The organism is Bradyrhizobium frederickii (genome assembly GCF_004570865.1).
GTDB classification, from domain to species: domain Bacteria; phylum Pseudomonadota; class Alphaproteobacteria; order Rhizobiales; family Xanthobacteraceae; genus Bradyrhizobium; species Bradyrhizobium frederickii.
The window spans coordinates 68,241-83,010 of record NZ_SPQS01000017.1; the positions used below are offsets into that span (position 1 = coordinate 68,241).

Below are 14,770 nucleotides of genomic sequence, written 5' to 3' on the forward strand. Positions count from 1 at the left end.
GTCAACACGCCTGCCGTTTCGCCCGCGACCCGCCAGGCCACACGATCGCCAAACGCTTGACCTACATCAATCGGCCTTGGTGCGAACTGAGCCGACCTCGTTGGGGGCCAACGACAAGGTGTCGAGCATGCGCGTCACCGGAAGAGTGCTGTTCATTTCGATCGTCGCTTTCGCCTCGCTGGGGGCGATGTCGCAGCAACACGCCGAGCAGCCGGCGAGCGACAAGGAAATCCGCATCGGCAATGTCATGCCGTATTCGGGGGCGCTTTCTGAATTCGGCGCGATCGGTCAGGCGGAAGCCGCCTATTTCGACATGATCAACGCGCGCGGCGGCATCAACGGCCGCAAGATCCGCTTCATCACGCGCGATGACAATTCCGATCCGTCGACGGCGCTGGAGCTGACGCGCAATCTGGTCGAGAAGGACGACGTGCACCTGATGTTCGGATCGTTCGGCACGCCCGGCAATCTCGCCGCGCGCTGGTATTTGAACGAGAAGAAGGTCCCGCAGCTTTTCGTCGCCTCCGGCGACGAGGAGCTGAGCCAGGCCAGGGCGTTCCCCTGGACCATGGGCTGGCAGCCGTCGATCCGGTCGGAGGGGCGCATCTACGCCAACTACATTCAGGCTTATTACCCCAGCAAGAAAATCGTCGTGCTCTGGCAGAACGACCAGTTCGGACGCATGCTCTACAAGGGGATCCAGGAGGGACTGGGCGACCTGAACCGCCATGTCCTCGTCGACATCGCCTTTGACATCGGGGACGAGCACCTCGACGGCCACGTCTCGATCCTCAAGCGCGCCGGTGCCGATATCTTCGTCTTCCTCGGCGTGCCATCGACGGCCTCCAAGGTGATCAAGCTCGCGGCTTCGCTCAACTGGCGCCCGGTCTTCATCGTCAACGATGCCTCCGCCTCGATCGCCAATGCGATGGCGCCCGCGGGCCTGGAGAATTCGGCCGGCGTTATCTCGGCGGCGTTCCTGAAGGACCCGAGCGATCCCGCCTGGAAAGACGATCCCGCCATGAAGGAATGGTTCGCCTTCATGGACAAGTACCATCAGTTCGAAAGCACCAACAACAACGCCGCGGTCTACGGCTACGCCGCGGCCGAGGCGTTGACGCAGGTGCTGAAGCAGTGCGGCGACGACCTGTCACGCGAGAACATCATGCGTCAGGCGGCCTCGTTGAGGGGTTACAACCCCTCCGTCGCGCTGCCCAACATCAGGATGAATACCTCGCCGAGCAATTATCTGCCGATCAAGCAGATGCGGCTGGTCCAGTTCGACGGACGGTCGTGGCAGCCTTTTGGCGAGGTGATCGAGACGGCGTTCACGGAGGGGGCGGCAAGGTGAGGTGGCCCAGTGCGCGCGGTGACGTACCCTTACCCGCCCCTGGAGGGTCCTCTGAGGGGGAGGGTCGGCTCACATTGAGCACAGCGAGATATGAGACGGGGGTTAGGTGAAGGTCTCTCCACACATGGTCTGCCCGTGCGAGAGATCACGCCAGCCCGCTAATAGGAGGCAGCCGCGTGCGGCGGAGAAACCGGCTCTTGCTCAACTTGCCTTCCATCGCAAGCATGGCTCCCCTGCGGGGCCCCAGCCGGGATGCTACGAACCCACTCATTCAGGTCAGCCGATGCTGGTCTGCCGAGCAAATAGCCTTGGACGAGATCCAGTCCTTGGCCCCTCAGGTAATGTAGCTGCTCCTCGGTCTCGACGCCCTCTGCAGTAACTTGCACCCCTAAGCCGGCCGCCAGAGTCATGATCGAGGCCACCACCGTCCTGTTCGCCGGGTTCGTCACTAGGCCTTTGGTGAAGGATCGATCGATCTTCACCTTGTCGAAGGGGAATGAGACTACCGAACCAAGCGATGCATATCCCACACCGAAGTCGTCCAGCGCGATCGATATCCCGATGTTCTTGAGGTGGCGAAAGAGCAAGAGGTTCTCCTCCTTCTCCTGCAGCAGAATGGATTCCGTGACCTCGAACTCGAGCCGATCGGGCGACAAACCTGTTTCCAGCAGCGCGCTCAGCACATCGTCGAACAGAGCCGGTCCTCGAAACTGCGCAGGAGACAGGTTGACGGCGACCTTGATCCCCTTGGGCCACGACGCTGCGTCTGCGCACGCCTGACGAAGAATCCACCGGCCTAAGGGCTCCATAAGGCCGGTCTCTTCAGCGAGTCCAATGAAGCGATCCGGGTAAAGCAGGCCCTCAGAGGGATGACGCCATCGCACCAAGGCCTCCATCACCCGCGGCTGCAGCGTCTTCGCATCAAAGATCGGCTGATAGTGCAATTCGAAATCGCCCCGGGCCACGGACTCGCGGAGCTCGCCGACACGCCGATTGCGGGCTTGCGCGTTCCTGTGCATCTCTTCTTCGAAGAACCGATAGCCGTTTCGGCCCTCCGCCTTAACGCGATAGAGGGCGAGATCTGCTTTGTAGAGCAGTTCGGAAGCCGTGGAGCCGTGCCGGGGTGCGAGCGCCAATCCGATACTCACCCCGACCGAGACGTCCTGTGCCGCGACCGAGAACGGTATCGCTACGATTTCGAGCAGGGTGACCACAAGTCTTTCCGCCTGTTCGCGCCCTTCTCCAGTGTTGAACTGAACGATCGCGAACTCGTCGCCTCCCAGACGGGCGATCAGATCGCCATCGGCCGAAACCGACTTGAGGCGCCTGCTCAGCTGCCTGAGCAAGGCGTCACCGGCAGCATGCCCCAGCGTATCATTCACCCACTTGAACCCGTCGAGATCCAGCAAGTAGACGATCAGCTCCTGTTCGCTCGCATTTGCTTGTGCAAGCCGGTTCGATAGCTCCTCGAGCAGGGCGGCCCGGTTCAAAAGCCCGGTCAAAGCGTCGTGGCGGGCCGCATAGTGCACCAGCGCTTCGGCGTTCTTCCGAGCTGTTATGTCGACCCGGATTGCCATGTAGGCCACCGGCTTCCCCTCCGGACCGAGTTGAGGAGTAATGACCGTATCGACCCAATATAAACTGCCGCCTTTCGCTTTGTTGCAGAGCTCTCCGCGCCAGACCCGGCCGCGCGCGAGTTGACGATACATCTGGCGGAAGAACTCACGTGAATGAACCCCGGATTTCAGGATGCGGTGATTGCTTCCGATGAGCTCGTCACGGTTGTAGCCGCTGATTTCGCAGAGCCGGTCATTGGCATAAGTGATCGTACCGCGCACATCGGTGACTGCGACAATGACCGCTTGGTCGATGGCATATTGCTTCTCGATTAGCTCCTGCCTTGCCGCTTCGGCCCGAAGCTCGGCAAGCCGCAGCTGGGTGATGTCCCGATGCCTTTCGACAAAGCCACCTCCCTCCATGGGATGCATGTCGAGCTCTATGAACGTCCCGCCTTCAAGTCCGTAGCTGGTTCGGAATTCTGCTCTAAGCTGGATCGCCGCCATGTACTCGGCAATCCGGGCGCCCGCAGACATTCCGTTAGCGCCGGCATACCGGCTGACCAGAAGGTCCTGCACGTGTGTCCCAGCGGCAACCTGCGAGTGTGTCAGGCCATACAAATTGCGATGCAGCTCGTTGCCGATCACCAAACGCGACCGTTCGTCGAAAACGCACAAGCCATGAGAGCTACTTTCGATGGCCGCATGAACCAGTCGCTCCCAGTCCATGGCCGGAGAGCCGCGAGGGCCGATAGCAGATCGTGACGCCGGCCGGCTCTCGGCCGCAGGTAGAACTTCGCTCATCGCAGCAGGAATTGTATTGCCCGATCTCATGACTTTTTGCGACGCAACGCTAGGCGGCTTTGATTTCGTCAAAGAATGCGTCTACCTCGGACCGCAGAGCCGATGCCTGGCCGGAAAGCGCCTCGGAGGCGCTCAGCAGCCTTCCCGCGGTCTGCCGCGTTTCAGCAGCGCCTTGGCTGACTCCGCTTATGTTGCTCGAAACCTCCTGCGTGCCGAGCGCGGCTTGCTGAACGTTACGTGCGATCTCGGCTGTCGCGACACCCTGCTCCTCCACGGCGGCTGCTATGATCGTGGCGATTTCGTTGATGGATTCGATCGTGCCGCCGATCTCCTGCATTGCCGTCACCGACTGCTTCGTCGCGCTCTGGATCGACGAGATCTGCTCCCCGATTTCACCGGTTGCTCTTGCTGTCTGCTCCGCCAAGGCCTTGACCTCGGCAGCAACGACCGCGAAGCCGCGACCCGCCTCACCGGCCCTCGCGGCCTCGATCGTGGCATTCAGCGCCAGCAGATTGGTTTGCCCGGCGATCGACTTGATCAATTCCACCACGTCGTCGATGCGTTGAGCCGCTTTTGCGAGGCTCTGGACAGTGGCGCCGGACTTCGCGGCCTGCTCCACGGCAATGCTCGCAATCCGCGTCGATTCCGAGACCTGACGGGCAATTTCCCGGATCGAGGAGGTGAGTTGCTCGGTCGATGCGGCGACAGCCTGCACATTGGTCGACGCCTCTTCCGAAGCTGCCGCCACGGTCGCCGATTGTTGGGTCGATTGCGAAGAACTCGCCGCCAGCGCACTCGCTGCATCCTGCAGCTGGGCAGAGGATCCACCAACCGTATTCAACACCGCTTTCATCCGCTCGTCGAAGGCACAAATGGCGGCGCGGACCTTCTCTTGGCGCTTCTCCCGTTCGGCGAGCATTGCCTCCTGGTAGACAGAGATCGCGATCTCCATATCCAGCATCACAGCGCAATTGACTGCACTCAGAACCTCGCAGAGGTGCGATGGCCTCCAGCGATACTGCCGTATGCCCACCGCTATGAGCTGATTGAGAACGAAATTGTAGCCGCCGATGTACCATCGCGGCTCCAGGCCGATCTTGTTGTGCACCATCCCGATGGCACGAACGCCCTTCAGGTACTCGTCGTCGAACCGGCCGTTGAACAAGCGAGCCCAGTGCGTGCCCTGCGCCACTTTCAGCCGAGGAACGTTGTTGCCGACCAGGCTCGCCAATTGCGGCTCGATCGTGAGATGCCGGTAGAAGCCGTCAAGAATTCGCGGAACCTCCGGCTCGGCGATGGTCCAGAATTCCCGCAACAGCTCGCCGGTTCGGGCTGTAATACCCATGAAGCGCATCCTGACTCGACGATGCTGATCAGAGGTGGAGTCCGCAGCTAATTCGGTGGTCACGATGACATCCTCCCAAATTGCAAGCTTGAAAACGAATGGGTAAACGCGGCCTCGCCAATCAACGACGCAGGCTGATTAGCTGGAAAGAGCGCCCGCGATGTCCAAAGAGGAATATTTACCGAGCGCGATATCAGGCTCGATCCGGCGGACAAGGGAAGGCGTGCATTCAGCCAACAGCTGAGTGCGGGTACCAATTCCGAGGTATCGAAAGATGTCTCTCATGATTCCCGCCCTGAAAGACCGACTGTAATGTCGGAACAATAGTGCGGAACGGCTAACCTTTTGTTAGGCAAAATTGGTGCTCGGCTTTCGTGGCACGCGCCATTGCGCGCGATGAAGCTCGAGAATCACGCGAGCAAAGCGCCAAATTTGCTGGTTGAAGGTGAGATATGCGGGTCGCGCGAGCCAATTCGGCTCGGCCGTCCATGTCAGCGCGCCAATTTAGCGCGGACGCACGCCCGGCTTGCCTGTTTTCGGAAAGAAGAACTCGACACCCGCCTTCGAAAGTGTGGCTTCGATCGACGAAAGGGCGGGATCGTTGTGATTTGGAGCCGCATCCAATTCCTCGATCCGCCGTATCGTTGCGCGACTGATGCCCGCGGCATGGGCCAGATCCATGACGGACCAGCGCAAGAGACCTCGGGCCGCCCTGACCTGCGCGCCGGTGATCGAGTCGCCCGCGGACCCGGCTGTGTCGGGCTCGAGATCGACGCTTATCCCGAGCCATTCCTTGACGTTGCCGGCGCCATCGAGCACCGGCTGGCCCGTCGAGCGCTTCCATTTGAAGCTGCCGTCTGCGTGCCGGATCCGATGTACGACATCGTAGCCTCGCTTCTCGCGGCTGGCCGCTTCGCGCACCTTGATGGTATCATCGCGGTCATCTGGGTGTATCAGCTGGAGCCAGCCGGAATTCAGCACAGCGGCCTGAACTTCTGCGCCGTGCTCACAATTGATGACCTCGTGGAGGCGGCCATCAGACTTCGCAACCCAGACAACGGCGCCAGTGGCCTTCACCAAGGCCCGGTATCGCTCGTCGGCAACCCGAAGCCGACTGAGTTGGTCTTCCTGGACCGTGACGTCCGTGCAAACGCCTAACGCTTTCTCCGAGTTGCCCTCGTCATCGACGAAAACGATGATCTGGCAATAAATCCATGCGACGTTGCCGCCTCGTCGGATGACGCGGAATTTCCGTCTGATGGTAGACGCTTTGCGAACGATCCGATCGACCTCGGCCTGCGCGCCCCGATCCTCGGGATGCGTCACCTGAAGAATGGAAGAGAAGGACGGAAGTACCTTTCCGGGTTCGATGCCGAGAAGATCATAGTACCCCCTCGACCACTGCATTTCATTGGAGCGCAAATCCCAGCTCCAGAAGCCACACCGCAGTTCGCGCTCGATGATACCGAAGGTCTCTTCGGTCCCTCCCTTCAAGAGGCCCAACATTTCCTGCTCTTAGCTCTCCGACCGTCGCAAATTAGCTAACTCTGCCGTCTTGTCCAGCTCGTCTGATCTATTATTCCGACGGCGCACCTAATCGCAGATCAGCACCCGGCGGTGGCGCCTGTAGACGTAAGCGCAGTTGCCGCTCGCGTAGTAGCTGGAGCGCGAATCATCATAGGCATGACCCGCATAAACGCCGGCGGCGTACGCACCGGCGTATGACGCCGCACGCGTGCCATAGGTGCCGAGTCTGTGGTGAGCATAGTCGCCCCTCCCGATATTCACCGAGACCGCCCGCGCAGAGTTTGCGACCGTCGGCACGCGACCGAGACCTCTTGCGGCGGGATCGGCGCGTGGTACAGCCGCAGGACCAAGGCGCGGCGGTGGCGCACCGAGACCAGGACCCGGGCCCGGTCGAGGCGGGCCGGCGGCGGGAACCGCAGGAGACGCCATCGGAGGCGGCGGGGGGAATTGCGCGAACGCGGCAGCGGGCATCGTCGCGAACGCCACGCCCAGCGTGACGGCAAGGGGCTTCAATGAAAGCATTCTCGTCTCCTTCAGGCTTGCGTCTCGAGCGCGAGCTCCGGCGCATCGTGCGCGGAGGCCAGATCGGCTCGAGCCGCGTGAGATTCACCCATCGGCGGTCCATTCACCTGTTCTGGATGGATCCTGAACCACGCCACGTACAGCGCCGGCAGAAACAGCAGCGTCAGCAGCGTGCCGACGATGATGCCACCCATCATGGCGTAGGCCATCGGACCCCAGAAGATCTCGCGCGCGATCGGAATGAGCGCGAGGCTTGCGGCGGCGGCTGTCAGCAGGATCGGCCGCATGCGGTGCTCGGTCGCCTCCAGCACCGCATCCCAGGGCGGCCTGCCCTCCTTTTTCAGATCCTCGATCTGCACGATCAGGATCACGGAGTTCCGGACCAGGATGCCGATGAGGGCCAGCACGCCGAGGATGGCGACGAAGCCGAGCGGCGCACCGCTGGGCAGCATCGCCATGACGACGCCGATCAACGCGAGCGGCGCGACCGCGAACACCAGGAACAGGCGCGAAAAGCTCTGCAACTGCACCATTAGCACCGTCGCCATGACGAACAGCATCAGTGGCACGACCGCAATGATGGGCCCCTGGCTCTTGGCACTCTCCTCCACGGAACCGCCGATCTTGAGCGAGTAGCCGGCGGGCAAATGCTTGGCAAACTCGGCCACCTTCGGCGCGAGCTGGTCGACGATCGTCTTCGGCTGCGCATCGCTGATGACGCCGGCCTTCAGCGTGATGGTGGGAATCCGCGCGCGCCGCCAGATCGTGGGCTGCTCGAGCTCGTAGCGCAGATTGGCAACGGCTCCGAGCGGCACCGATTGGCCGCCGAGCCCGGTCAATTGCAGGTCGCGCAGCGTATCGATCGAGGCGCGCTCCGACGCGGTCGCCCGTCCCGTGACATTGACGAGATAGATGCTGTCACGCACCTGCGTGACCGCCGAGCCCTGAAGCACGGAGTTCAGCGTGGTGGCAATGTCTTCCGAAGTCACGCCGAGCTGGCGCGCCTTATCCTGAAGGACGTCGACCTTAACGACGCGCGCCGGCTCCATCCAATCGAACACCACGTTGCCGAGGTCGGGGCTGCTGCGGATGACACCTGCAAGCTTCTGCGAGAGGTTGCGGACTTCTGCGATGTCGGGGCCGCTCAGGCGGTATTGCACCGGACGGCCGACGGGAGGGCCGACCTCAAGCAGCTTGACGTAGGTGTCGGTGCCCGGAAAGGTCTTCCTCAAATAATCCTCGAACTGCGCCTTGACCCGGTCGCGCGCGGGGATGCCGCCCTTGGTCACGATCACCTGCTGGCCGAACCAGGTGTTAGCGGTCTGAAGATCGAACGACAGCACGAAGCGGGGCGCGCCCGTGCCGACATAGGTGGACCAGTGCTCGACCGAATCGTTGCCCTGCAACTGCTCGCGCTCGAAGCGGGCCATCTGCGTGTTGGTCTCGGTGATCGAGGCGTTCTGGGGCAGGTTCCAGTCGATCACGAGCTCGGCGCGGTCCGACGAGGGAAAGAACTGCTGTTGCACGAACTGCAAGCCGAACAAGGCGAGCAGGAAGGCGCCGACCGTCACGGCGATGGTGCTCCAGCGGTGATGCATGCAGAACAGGAGCAGGCGCGCGAACATCTGCGCCAGGCGACTCTTCTGCTCGTGATGTCCCTTCATCCTGGCCGGCAAGATGGTGACGCCGAGAAGCGGCGTGAACAATACGGCGACGATCCACGAGACGATCAACGACACCGCGATCACCACGAACAAGGTGAAGGTGAACTCGCCTGCGTTGCTGCTGTTGAGCCCGATCGGGATGAAGCCGGCCACGGTGACGAGCGTTCCCGTCAACATCGGGAACGCGGTCGACGTATAGACGTGGGTTGCCGCCTTTTCGAGGGGATCGCCGATCTCGAGCCGCGCCACCATCATCTCGACCGCAATCATGGCATCGTCGACCAGGAGGCCGAGCGCGATGATCAGGGCCCCCAGCGAAATTCGCTGCAGCGAAATGTCGCAATAGGCCATCACGACGAAAGTGATCGCGAGCACGAGCGGAATGGCGATGGCGACCACGAGCCCGGCACGCAGGCCCAAACTCAGGAAGCTGATGCCGAGCACGATGATGACGGCCTCGAACAACGCTTCGGTGAACCCGGAAACGGCGTGCTCGACCACAACAGGCTGGTCGGCGACGAGGTGCACCCCGACGCCGATCGGCAGGTCGGCAATGACCTTGGTCATCTCCTCCTTCAGCGCCTCGCCGAACTGAAGCAGATTGGCTCCGGATTTCATGCCGATCGCGAGCGCGATGGCGGGTTGACCGTTGTACCTGAACAGCGTTGACGGCGGATCGACGTAACCCCGCGTGATGGTCGCGACATCGGTCAGCGGGAAGAAACGATCGTTGATGCGAAGATTAACCGCCTTCAGGCTGGCCTCTGAGGCGAACTGGCCGTTCACACGGACGCTGATCCGCTCCGGCCCTTCCTGGAATACGCCGGAGGGCGCCACCGCGTTCTGGCCCTGCAGAGAATTCATGATGGCGTGGACGTCGAGGCCGAGGGCGGCGACCTTTCGGGTGGAGAATTCGAGATAGATGACCTCGTCCTGCGCGCCGAGGATATCGACCTTGCCGACGTCGGGCACCGTAAGCACCTTGGCGCGCACGTCCTCGACCCGATCGCGGAGCTGCCGCTGGCTCAAGCCGTCGCTGGTGAAGGCATAGACGTTGCCGAAAACGTCGCCAAAGCGATCGTTGAAACCGGGGCCGATCACGCCTTGCGGGAAGTCGCCCTTTATGTCCGCGATCATGTTGCGAACGCGGACCCAGGTCGGCTTGACGGCGGCCGCCTTGGTCGAATCGCGCAAATAGACGAAGATGACGGTCTGGCCCGCGACCGTCACGCTCTTGGTGTAGTCGAGGGATTCGAGTTCCTCCAACTTCTTCTCGATGCGGTCGGTGACCTGACGCGTCATCTCCTCAGGCGAGGCGCCGGGCCACTGCGCCTGGATCACCATGGTCTTGATGGTGAAGTCAGGGTCCTCCTGGCGTCCGAGCTGGAGATAGGCAAACAGGCCGGCCGCCATGAAGGCAATCATGAAATACCAGACGAGCGAGCGATGGCCGAGCGCCCAGTCGGATAGGTTGAACGACTTCATTGATCTTGATCCTGTTCGATGCGGACGTGCTGTCCAGGCCTGAGGCTGTGAATTCCGGCGGTGACGACACGGGCGCCCGCGGCAAGCCCGCTGGTGACGCGAATGCCCCCTTGTTCGGTGACGCCCTCGATTTTCTGCAGCGCGACGGTGCCGGCGGACTGATCGACCACCCAGACGAAATCGGCGCCGTCCCTGGCGAGCACCGCTGATGCGGGCAGGTGCAAGGCCTCGCTCTGGTCCTTGCCGAGCTTCGCCGTGACGGTCGCGCCGAGGCGGAAGCTTTCGGGCGGGTTGTCGAGCGCGATCCGGACGCGCCGCAGCCGCGTCACCGCATCGGCTTGCGGCGCGATTTCGCGGATTCTGCCCTCGACCTGAACGGCAGGAAGAAGCTGCAGGCTGACGGTGAACGGGAGACCGACTTCGAGGGGGACAGGGAGGTCTTCCCCGATATCGACGACAGCCTCCCGGATGTCCGGCCGCGCGACCGTCACCACAGTCTGTCCGGGCGAGACCACCTGGCCGACTTCCGCGCCGACGGCCGTGACGACGCCCCCGAAGTCAGCCTTGATCTTGGCATAGCCAAGCTGCTCAATCGCCTTGGTCAGGCTCGCCTGCTCCTGTGCGACGCCCGCTTCGGCTCCGGCGCGCGCCTGCTCGGCATTGTCCAGTGTCTGCCTGGTGGTCGCATCGCTGGTGATGAGCGTGCGTTGCCGATCCTCCGAGGCCTTGGCCGTCGCAAGCTGCGCCTCGGCCTTTGCCAATTGCGCCCGCGCTGCGCGAACGGCGAGATCGAGTGCGGTTGGATCGATCGCGCCAACGACCTGCCCTTCCTGGACGATGTCGCCAACGTAGACCGGACGCGAAGTCAGCCGTCCGAGGACGCGAAAGCCAAGGTTGGTCTTGTAGCGCGGCTCGACCACCCCGACGGCAATTGTGCTGTCACCGCTGATCGGCTTGGCAATCATCGAGAGCACGGGGCGAGCAGGCTCCGGCGCGTGCGCCTCCTTGTCGCAGCCGGCGAGCAACGAGGCCGCCGCGAGCACGCCTGCGATCATCATGACCTGTCGCTTCATGAGCGATCTCCCTCTTCGGCGACCGGCTGGCCGATGCTTAGAAGCTTGCCGCCGTCGACGACGACACGGTCGCCCGGCTCGAGGCCTGCGCTGATCAAGACCTGACCGGCCTCATAGGCACCGACCGCGACGGGCTTCAGCGACGCTGTCTGCGTTTTCGGGTCGACGGCCCAGACGGCGGGCTTCCTCCCCGCGGCCGTCAGCGCGCTCCAAGGCAAGACAATCTCGTTCTGAGTCTTCGCCTTGACCGTCCCAGCGACGGCACTGCCCAGCGTCATCGCGGCCGGCGGATCCTTGATCGATACCTTGACGCGGATCGTGGAGCTCTTCGCGTCGATCACCGGTGAGATCTCTCTCACCTCTCCCGTCGCGGTCACGCTGGAATCGGAGACCAGCGCCAGCGTCACGTGGCGAGCGTCAGTCTGGCCAAGGAAGACGGATTCGTAGACCTCGAAGACCGCATCCCGCGCCCCATCCTGCGCAAGAGAGAACACGGGTTGGGCCGCCGGCACGACCTGGCCAGCCTCGAGATTGCGCGCGGTAATGACGCCATCGCCTTCAGCGCGCAGCACGGTATGGCTGAGCGCGTCGCGCGAGCTGCCCAGCTGCGCCTTGGCGGCTTCCAGCACGCCCTCCGCCGTTCGCAGGCCTTCCTCTGCCTGATCGTAGACGGCGCGGGTGGTGAACCCGCTCGCGATCAGCGCCTTCTGCCGGGCGAAAGTGGCGCTCGCCACGCGCAGCCGAGCTTCGGCGGAGGCCACCGTCGCGACCGCAGCATCGACATCGGCCTGTTGCTCGGCCGGATCGAGCCGGGCCAGGACGTCGCCTGTGTTGACGTGAGCACCGACATCCGCCGTGCGTGCAACGACATGGCCGCTGACGCGGAACGCAAGATCGCCACGGAAGCGCGCCTGAACCTCCCCCGTCAACGTGATGGAGGTTTCGCGGTCGCGCGGCTGCACGATCATGGTCCGGACCAGCGTGGCGCGTGTGGCCGTCCGCGCCGCGTGATCATCGCAGCCGGTCAACGCAATGCTCACGAGCAAGGTCGCTGCGGCGAGACCCTTCGCTGCCCGCTGCGTTCGAGCGACGTGGATCGGATCGGAAGGTTCATCTGTCATGACGCGTCCGTGTGGTGGGAGGGCGACAACAGCCCGCCAAGGGCATCGGCGGATGGGCGGGGACGGAGCGCAGCGCCATCCGAAGCGGCGGCGGCTCTCGCGCGGCGCGGAACCCTCATCTGGCGCGTTGCGATTGACCAGTTTGCGCCCCGTTCGCGCTCGGTCAGCGGGAAGGAGAGGACAATCGAGGTGAATTCAGCGCCGAAGCCCTGCTCGATGCGGCCGCCAAGGGCCCTCGCGATATCCGTCGCAGTTCGCAATTCGCGGTCGGAGGCCTCGCGCGCAGGACGCGAGCCGTTGTCCAGGATCACGCAGTTTACCAGTGCACCGGTGCGCGTCAGCTTGATCCTGATCTGCCCCGCCCGCGCGTCGAAGCACGCGTGCCTTGCCGCGTGCATCACGAGTTCATGGACGATGAGCCCAAGGTACCAGCAGCGCTCCGGCTTGAGCGCGATGGACTGGGTTGCGAAGGCCAACTGGATATCCATCCGGTCCAGGAGCGCCCGGCGCATGCCAAGGCCCAGCTTGCGAATGTAGGCTGCGGCATGGATCAGCGTTTCGCCCGCCGGCATGGCCAGCGCGCGATGCACGTCGGAATAGCCATGCAGCAGCTCGACGACGTCGCTGAGTGCGCGCTTGGCTTCCGCTCCTTCGACCCGGACAGCGGTGGCGGTCACGACGTCGATGGCGAAGGCAACACCGTGGGCCACTCTGTGATGCAGCTCGCGCAGCAGCACGCCTTCCTGCAATGCACAAGGATCCGGGATCGAGACAGTCACGATATTCTCCTCAGTCGGTCCGGACGATCGGGCTCGAACACCCCAGCTTTGCCTGATCATCCGGGGGCCCTCGCCGGTCCCACAAAGGGACCAGGTCCGGCGAATTAATATACTACACCGTATATTTTCTTTTTCTTGCCTTTCTTCGCGGGCCATGTCAAGTGGAAAGCGACATGCAAAGACCGCGAGGAGGTCCAAGAATGAAGAAGACGAAGCGAGGCAGGCCACCCAAGGGTCTTGCGGGCGATGCGCAGGCGCGCATTCTCGATGCGGCCCAGCAGCTGTTTCTCGAGAAAGGCTACCGTAGCGCCAGCATTGACGACATTTCCGAGCTCGCCCCTGCAAGCAAGCCGACGATTTACGCCCACTTCCCCGGCAAGGAGGCGCTGTTCGCCGCCGTGGTGGCCCGCACCATCGACGGCTTGACGGACTTCGAGGGCTTCTCGCCCGAAGGCCGCTCCATCGAGGACAAATTGATGAGCCTCGGGACCGCCATCGTCGAAAGGGTGGTCGAGGAATCGCTGGGCATGGTGCGCGCGACGATCGCGGAATCGCAGCGGTTCCCCGAGCTGAGCCGCAATGTTCACGACGCAGCGCGCGATCGTTCCCTGGCCGCGGTGTCCCAGCTGCTCGACGACGCCACGCAGAGGCTCGCGCGCTCCCCGAAGGGCCCCTTCAGCGCCAAGCGAAGCCGCGCTACGGCGCAGATCTTTCTCGACCTGATCCTCCTACCGATGCTGTTTCGGTCGCTCGTCGGCGAGACTCCCAAGGACCTGAAGAAGGAACTTCCCGGCTTCGTGCGCGAACGCGTCGGATTCTTCCTCGCCGCCTGCGAGACAGGCTGGCCGCATTAGCGTTGCGGCAAGCCCCGGGTGGCGCGTCGGAGGCGCCCCGCTAGCCGGCAGCCTCGAGCCGCACATGCGATGGCATCCCGGCGTGCAACGACGGGCTGCAAGCCAGAGCGTCCAAACAAAATCTCGACATCTTCTCGAAGCTTGGCCGAAGCGTCGCCGCCCCAGCCCACGACGGATTGAGATGAACATCCATGGCTTGCAGCAGACAACAGGTCAGCGCCATCGGACTACCGCCCCGCAACTCGCCGCTTGCCTGCCCGGTGCCGATGATCGGCCGCACAAGCCCTCGGATCCTGTCGTCGTAGGCGCGGACGACGGTCCAGTTTTGGCGGACGGCCAAGGCCACCAGATCCTGCAGCCTTCCGTGCTTCGCCGATCGGCCTTCATTGCAGTCGGCGATCGCTTTCAGGATTGTCGCCAAGCGCCGCAATGCCGGCCCGGGGGTACGGGCCGCCTCGGTTGCCGCACTGACCGTTTCCTCGAGCACCTCTCCTACGACTGTCTCTTCAATCGCCTGCTTCGACGGAAAAAAGCGGTAGACGTTGGCTGAGGACATCGACAAGTGCCGCGCGATGTCGGAGACCGTGGTCTTGTTGTGGCCGATCTCGCAATAGAGCTGGAGAGCGGCCAGCACGATCTTGCGACGGGCGTCCGCATTCCCCGTCCTGTGCCCAATTTCCTCGCGCATG

At 63.1% G+C, this 14,770-nt stretch carries 10 protein-coding genes; 2 read left to right on the plus strand and 8 right to left on the minus strand.

Annotation, left to right across the window (positions count from 1 at the left end):
- The first annotated feature begins 127 nt into the window (after nt 1-127).
- On the plus strand, nt 128-1,351 hold the full coding sequence (locus tag E4K64_RS26630) for an ABC transporter substrate-binding protein (RefSeq protein WP_167772285.1): 1,224 nt from the start codon (nt 128-130) through the stop codon (nt 1,349-1,351).
- Between the two features lie 158 nt (nt 1,352-1,509).
- On the opposite strand, the gene E4K64_RS26635 is transcribed toward E4K64_RS26630, so the two are convergent.
- From E4K64_RS26635 to E4K64_RS26670, 7 genes are all read right to left on the minus strand, one after another.
- Nucleotides 1,510-3,636 carry a putative bifunctional diguanylate cyclase/phosphodiesterase gene (locus tag E4K64_RS26635; protein WP_167772273.1) on the minus strand — a complete coding sequence of 709 codons (2,127 nt, stop codon included), beginning with the start codon at nt 3,634-3,636 and terminating at the stop codon, nt 1,510-1,512.
- Nucleotides 3,637-3,760: 124 nt separating this feature from the next.
- On the minus strand, nt 3,761-5,119 hold the full coding sequence (locus E4K64_RS26640; RefSeq protein ID WP_135166132.1) for a globin-coupled sensor protein: 1,359 nt from the start codon (nt 5,117-5,119) through the stop codon (nt 3,761-3,763).
- A 441-nt stretch (nt 5,120-5,560) separates the two neighbouring features.
- Complete coding sequence (locus tag E4K64_RS26645) at nt 5,561-6,562, minus strand: PAS domain-containing protein (protein ID WP_126259486.1); 1,002 nt, start codon at nt 6,560-6,562, stop codon at nt 5,561-5,563.
- Between the two features lie 554 nt (nt 6,563-7,116).
- A complete protein-coding gene (locus E4K64_RS26655) occupies nt 7,117-10,254 on the minus strand; it encodes an efflux RND transporter permease subunit (RefSeq protein WP_135166134.1) in 3,138 nt (1,045 codons plus the stop codon).
- Nucleotides 10,251-11,327 carry an efflux RND transporter periplasmic adaptor subunit gene (locus E4K64_RS26660; protein ID WP_135166135.1) on the minus strand — a complete coding sequence of 359 codons (1,077 nt, stop codon included), beginning with the start codon at nt 11,325-11,327 and terminating at the stop codon, nt 10,251-10,253. Before E4K64_RS26660 ends, E4K64_RS26655 begins: the two co-directional genes overlap by 4 nt.
- Complete coding sequence (locus tag E4K64_RS26665) at nt 11,324-12,355, minus strand: efflux RND transporter periplasmic adaptor subunit (protein ID WP_235884791.1); 1,032 nt, start codon at nt 12,353-12,355, stop codon at nt 11,324-11,326. Before E4K64_RS26665 ends, E4K64_RS26660 begins: the two co-directional genes overlap by 4 nt.
- 89 nt (nt 12,356-12,444) lie before the next feature.
- A complete protein-coding gene (locus tag E4K64_RS26670) occupies nt 12,445-13,227 on the minus strand; it encodes an ATP-binding protein (protein ID WP_235884792.1) in 783 nt (260 codons plus the stop codon).
- Between the two features lie 200 nt (nt 13,228-13,427).
- Between E4K64_RS26670 and E4K64_RS26675 the strand changes: the two genes are divergently transcribed.
- Nucleotides 13,428-14,081, plus strand: coding sequence for a TetR/AcrR family transcriptional regulator (locus E4K64_RS26675; protein ID WP_126259481.1), 654 nt, complete (start codon nt 13,428-13,430; stop codon nt 14,079-14,081).
- Nucleotides 14,082-14,121: 40 nt separating this feature from the next.
- On the opposite strand, the gene E4K64_RS26680 is transcribed toward E4K64_RS26675, so the two are convergent.
- The gene (locus tag E4K64_RS26680; RefSeq protein ID WP_135166137.1) at nt 14,122-14,769 is read right to left on the minus strand and encodes a TetR/AcrR family transcriptional regulator; all 648 of its coding nucleotides are present in this window, start codon (nt 14,767-14,769) and stop codon (nt 14,122-14,124) included.
- Nucleotide 14,770: the final 1 nt, after the last annotated feature.

Bases quoted from the DNA above. Each gene is read 5' to 3' on its own strand.
- E4K64_RS26630 (WP_167772285.1), top strand. From the start codon at position 128: ATGCGCGTCACCGGAAGAGTGCTGTTCATTTCGATCGTCGCTTTCGCC.
- E4K64_RS26635 (WP_167772273.1), bottom strand. From the start codon at position 3,636: ATGGACTGGGAGCGACTGGTTCATGCGGCCATCGAAAGTAGCTCTCAT.
- E4K64_RS26645 (WP_126259486.1), bottom strand. From the start codon at position 6,562: ATGTTGGGCCTCTTGAAGGGAGGGACCGAAGAGACCTTCGGTATCATC.
- E4K64_RS26655 (WP_135166134.1), bottom strand. From the start codon at position 10,254: ATGAAGTCGTTCAACCTATCCGACTGGGCGCTCGGCCATCGCTCGCTC.
- E4K64_RS26660 (WP_135166135.1), bottom strand. From the start codon at position 11,327: ATGAAGCGACAGGTCATGATGATCGCAGGCGTGCTCGCGGCGGCCTCG.
- E4K64_RS26675 (WP_126259481.1), top strand. From the start codon at position 13,428: ATGAAGAAGACGAAGCGAGGCAGGCCACCCAAGGGTCTTGCGGGCGAT.
- E4K64_RS26680 (WP_135166137.1), bottom strand. From the start codon at position 14,769: ATGCGCGAGGAAATTGGGCACAGGACGGGGAATGCGGACGCCCGTCGC.